Source organism: Gemmatimonadota bacterium (genome assembly GCA_016209965.1).
Classification (GTDB): Bacteria; Gemmatimonadota; Gemmatimonadetes; order Longimicrobiales; family RSA9; genus JACQVE01.
The window spans coordinates 1-5,180 of sequence record JACQVE010000079.1 but is presented as its reverse complement, the minus strand read 5'-3'; the positions used below and the strand labels follow the sequence as shown (position 1 = coordinate 5,180).

The following is a 5,180-nucleotide window of genomic DNA, read 5'->3' as shown; positions in this document are numbered from 1 at the left end:
GCGATGTAGGCCGCGGCCATGCGCTCGCCACGCGTGCCCGTGCCCCGGCCTTCCAGCAGGTCGTGGGCAAGGAAGAAGGTGTGGCCACGCAGCGCGAGCGTGTCGATCTCCTGCGCCCTACTGCTGGCTGGCACGGCCAGCGCAGCGAGCAGCGCCCCGGCGAGAAGCCGTCGCATTTTCATCCTGGTTCCGGTAAAGAACTTATGCGCTACCCGCGCGGGGGAGGAAGGTTCGGGGTCTGCCCTTCGAGGGAGCTGCGCGATGGCGCGCCCACCAACCCCCTTCCGTTCGCCGCCCACCGCCTCCGCCCTTCGCGCTCCGCTCCCCTCAGGGCAGACCCCGCGAGCACCGTCGCTTTGCAACATCGCGATCGGGTGCGGCTGCCGACGCTATCCATGCCTTCCACGCCCTTCCACGTCTTGCGCGATCTTGAGCGCGGCCGGCCGGCGCGCTAGGTTGCGCCGGGTTCCCGCAGGGTTCCCCCACCAGGACACTGCCGGAGTTTCCTTCGAAGATGCAGTTCGGTTTGGCCCTTTTCTGCGCGCTGGTGGTCGCCGCTTGGGCCCTGCCGGTTCGTCGGTCGAGGATGCAGCTCGGTCTGGCCTTTCTCTGCGCGGGTCTGGGCCTGCTCTGCTCCGCTGCCGCCGCGGCCCAGGAAGCGCCCGCAGGTGTGCCCCGCTTCCCGGTAGAGGCTGGTCGGCTGGCACTGGCCGGGCCGGCGCGGCCGGGCGCGTACCTGGCCGACCTGGGCCGCCGCGCCGCGGTGCTGGGAGATGAGACGGGCGCATTCGAGGTCTGGACCTGGCCCATCAAGCTGGTGCGCGACCTCCGCCTGGCCTTCAAGATCCCGGAATACGATGCGCCCGTCCCCGGCGCTGCCCTGGCCAGGCAGGTGATCGTACGCCCCGAGGGCGCGACCATCGTCTACTCGCACGCGAGCTTCACCGTTCGGCAGCACGTCTTCGTACCGCTGGACGAGCCGGGCGCCATCATCCTGCTGGACGTGGAGACGGTCCGCCCGCTGGACGTGCTGGTGCAGTTGCACGCCGACTTCAATCTGGCGTGGCCGGGCAGCTTTGGCGGCCAGTCGGTTGTGTGGTGGGGCGAGCGCAAGGCGTTTCTGCTCTTCCAGGGCGGCGTGCGCAACTACCACGGGCTGGTGGGCTCGCCCTTCGCAACGGGCGGGACCACGCACCCGGCGCACGACGCACCCATGGTGCCATCGCAGTTCGTGCTGAAGTTCGAGGCGGGGCAGGTGCGGAGCTCGTTCATTCCAGTGGTCGTGGCGGGGGGTGCGGCGCCGCGGGACAGCGTCGTGGCCACGTACGAGCGACTGCTGGGCGGCGCGCAGCGCTACTGGGAGGAGAAGCTGGGCCACTACCGCCGGGTGAGCCGCGAGCTGCTTTCCCTGGATTCGCCGGACCCGCGGCTGGACCAGGTGCTCGAGTGGGCCAAGGTGAACCTCGAGCAGCAGCTGGTGTGCAATCCGGACCTGGGCTGCGGGCTGGTGGCGGGATTCGGCCGGGCAGGGGCAGGGAACTACCGGCCCGGATTCGGCTGGTATTTTGGGGGCGATGCGGCGATCAACACCCTGGGCATGGACGGGCTGGGCCAGTTCGAGCTGGTGCGGCGGGGCCTCTTGTTCCTGGCGGGTTTCCAGCGTGAGGATGGCAAGATCCCGCACGAGATCTCGCACGCAGCGGCGCGGCTGCCCTGGTTCAGCGAGTACCCGTACACCTGGTTCCACGGCGATACCACGCCGTTCTGGGTGCTGGCGTGCTACGAGTACTGGAAGGCCTCGGCGGACGAGGGGTTCCTGCGCGAGGTCTGGCCCAGGGTGGTGCGCGCCTTCCGCTGGGCCGCGGCCACGGACAGCGACGGCGATGGTCTCATGGAGAATCCCCGGGCTGGGGCAGGCGCCATCGAGGTGGGCGGGCTGGGTGAGGCGCTGCATACGGACATCTACCTGGCCGGCGTGTGGCTGGCCGCGCTCGAGGGTGTGCGTGAGCTGGCTGGGGGTGTGGAGGACGATGACGTTGCCCGGGAGGCAGACGCGCTCTTCGCCCGGGCGCTGCGCAGCCTGGAGGAGCGCTTCTGGCTGGATGCGCCGGGCATCTACGCCTTTGCGCTGCTGGCGGCGGACCGCGTGGCGGCGCCGGGCAGCACGCCCGTGCGCGCGCGTGGCGCCGGTGCGGCGAGCGGGCGTGGGGCGGCCGGCGCGGGCGTGCGTGTCAATGATGCGCTCACGGTCTGGCCCGCTACGGCCATGGCGTTCGCGCTGCTCGATGCAGAGCGGTCGGACCGCATGCTCCGGGAGGTGGGATCGGCGGCGATCACGGCGGACTGGGGCGCGCGCATGCTCTCGCAATACCACCGCCTCTACGAGCCGTTGCACTATAACAACGGCACGGTCTGGCCGTTCGTGACCGGCTTCGCGGCGCTGGCCCACTACCGCTACCACCGCGGCTGGGCAGGGTTCGACCTGGTGCGGGACGTGGCGCGGCTCACCTTCGATTTCGCGCGGGGGCGGCACCCCGAGCTGTTGTCCGGCGCCTTCTACCAGGTGCTGGACACGAGCGTGCCGCAGCAGTTCTTTGCCACGTCGATGCTGGTGACGCCGCTCGTGCGGGGGCTCCTGGGGCTGGAGGCGGATGCGCCGCGGCGGGCGGTGGGGATCGAGCCGCACCTGCCGGCCGACTGGGATTCGGTCAGCATCGAGAACTTCCGCGTGGGCGCGGCCCGGCTAGGGTTGATGCTGCGGCGCAGCCGGGACAGCTTCTTGCTGAGCCTGCGGCTGCACGACGGCGGGGCAGGGCCGCTGCACGTGCGGGTGGCCCCGGCACTGCCCCTGGGCGCGACGGTCCAGCGCGTGACCGTCAACGAGCGGGACGCGCCCGTGCAGGTCGAGGAAACGGCGCACGACGTCCACGCGGTTGTCGAGCTGACCCTGGCGGACGAGGCACTGGTCGAGATCGAGTTCCGCGGCGGCGTCGAGGTCGTGACGCCGGCGGAGCGGCTGACGCCGGGGCAGCCGTCCGAGGGGCTCCGGGTCCTGGACTTCCGGCGTGCGGGTCGCGAGTACCTGCTGCTGCTCGAGGGGCTGGCCGGGCGCAGCTATGCGCTCGAACTGCGCACGGCGGCCCGGCTGCGTAACCTGCGGGGCGCGGAGCGCCTCGAGCAGGAGGAGGGCCGGGCCCGGCTGCGCAGCTCCTTCCCCGCTGGTGCGGGATACACTCGGCGGGAAGTGCGGTTCAGTCTGTGACCAGATTTTTTCACGATTTCATTTTCCAATGAATCATAGGATTTCGATGCTCGAGCCCAGGCGCGGGGGAGTGGCCTGCGCGCTGGTCACTTTGCTGCTGCTCGGCGGCTGCACCATCGACGCTCTCGCGCCGGGGCGGGTGGCCAGGATTCTTGTCGAGCCGGCAGAGGACACGCTGCTGGTCGGCGAGCGGGTGCGGTTCGCGGCGCGGGCGCTCAACTCGGAGGGCAGGCCGGTGCCGGACGCGGAGATCCAGTGGAGCTCGCTCGGCCCCGCGATTGCCACGGTGGATAAAGACGGGATCGTCACCGGGATCACGCCGGGGACGACGGCCATTGTGGCCACGAACCCGAGGAGCGGCGGAACGCAAGGCGTGGCCAACGTCACGGTAGAGCTGCTGACCTTCGCCGCGGCGGACGCGGGCTACTTCCACACGTGCGGCATTCTGCCGGGCGGCGCCCCAGTGTGCTGGGGGCTCAACACCTCGGGGCAGCGGGGCTCGGACCCGAACGCGCCGCCCTGCTGCGCGCCGGCAGTGTATCCTGTAATGGGTGGTCTGGTAGTCGTGAGCGTGAGCGCCGGGGGCGGGCCGGCGCGCGCGCACACCTGTGCGCTGACGGCGGGGGGCGCCGCGTTCTGCTGGGGTGACAACAGCGCGGGGCAGCTCGGGGATAGCACGACCACATCGAGCGCGCGGCCGGTAATGGTGCAGGGTGTGGGGAACTTTGCGGCGATCAGCGCGGGCTACGAGCACACGTGCGGGGTGACGCGGGACGGCGAGGCTTACTGCTGGGGGAAGAACTCGGATGGCCAGCTCGGGGACGGCACCCGCACGCCGAGCAGCCGGCCGGTGCGCGTGACGGGCGGCCTCAGGTTTGCCACGGTCAGTGCAGGCAGCCGGCACACTTGCGGCGTTGCCGCCGGCGGGGAGGCGTACTGCTGGGGGGACAACAGCCAGGAGCAGTTGGGTACGGGCTCGACGCAGTCGCGGCTGGCCCCGGCGCGGGTGAGCGGTGGAACCGGCTTCCAGCGCGTGCTCGCGGGAGACATGCACAGCTGCGGGCTGGCTGCGGACGGCCGGGCCTACTGCTGGGGCGCCAACTTCGAGGGTCAACTGGGCCGCGGCTCCCATGCGGCCAGCGCAACGCCCGTGGCCGTGGCGGGGGCGCGTGCCTTCGTTACCCTCGAGGTGGGGCGGTTCCACACCTGCGGGCTGACGGCGGCCGGCGCCGTTTATTGCTGGGGGTGGCACCGCTTTGGCCAGCTCGGCGTGGGGGCGGATACGGGACTGGAATGCCACCAGGGGAGGCCGTGCAGCATCGTGCCCGTCGAGGTGGCGGGTGGTCTCAGCTTCAAGTCCCTGACCGCCGGCGGGCTGCATAGCTGCGGCGTGGCCGGCAACGGCACGGCGTACTGCTGGGGGTTCAACGGCGCGGGCGAGCTGGGTAGCCCCAGGAAGGAGCTATGCGTGAGCGGCGACGACCCCGCCAACGTATGCAGCCCCGTGCCGGTGCCGGTGACCGGTCAGGCGACTGCGCCCTCGGGCGCCGCGCCACGAGCGCGCTGAATGGCGCAGCCGGTTCGGGTGCTGTTTGTGTGCCTGGGGAACATCTGCCGGTCGCCGCTGGCGGAGGCGACGTTCCGGCACCTGGTGCGCGAAGCGGGGCTGGAGCAGCGCTTCCATGTGGACTCTGCGGGCACCTCCTCCTACCACGAGGGCCAGGCGCCGGACGCGCGGGCAGCGGAAATAGCCCGGCGCCACGGCCTCGCCCTGAGCGGCCGCGCGCGGCCGATCACTGCGGACGACATCCGCCGCGTGGACTACGCCATTGTCATGGACGCGGAGAATCTGAGGGATGTGCGGCGCCTTGCGGACGGGGTGCGGCGCGACGCGGAGGTGCACCTTCTGCGGGAATTC

The 5,180-nt window shown here is 71.2% G+C and carries 4 protein-coding genes; 3 read left to right on the top strand and 1 reads right to left on the bottom strand.

Annotated features, from left to right (window positions below; all coding sequences use genetic code 11):
• The coding region (locus HY703_03375; protein MBI4544217.1) for a peptidase M28 at positions 1-176 on the bottom strand (176 nt) is incomplete at its 3' end.
• Between the two features lie 410 nt (positions 177-586).
• On the opposite strand from HY703_03375, the gene HY703_03370 reads away from it, so the two are divergent.
• From HY703_03370 to HY703_03360, 3 genes are all read left to right on the top strand, one after another.
• Positions 587-3,262, top strand: a complete 2,676-nt coding sequence (locus tag HY703_03370) for an amylo-alpha-1,6-glucosidase (protein MBI4544216.1) — start codon at positions 587-589, stop codon at positions 3,260-3,262.
• Between the two features lie 28 nt (positions 3,263-3,290).
• On the top strand, positions 3,291-4,829 hold the full coding sequence (locus HY703_03365) for an Ig-like domain-containing protein (GenBank protein ID MBI4544215.1): 1,539 nt from the start codon (positions 3,291-3,293) through the stop codon (positions 4,827-4,829).
• The coding region (locus HY703_03360; protein ID MBI4544214.1) for a low molecular weight phosphotyrosine protein phosphatase at positions 4,830-5,180 on the top strand (351 nt) is incomplete at its 3' end.

Bases quoted from the DNA above. Each gene is read 5' to 3' on its own strand.
- HY703_03370 (MBI4544216.1), top strand. From the start codon at position 587: ATGCAGCTCGGTCTGGCCTTTCTCTGCGCGGGTCTGGGCCTGCTCTGC.
- HY703_03365 (MBI4544215.1), top strand. From the start codon at position 3,291: ATGAATCATAGGATTTCGATGCTCGAGCCCAGGCGCGGGGGAGTGGCC.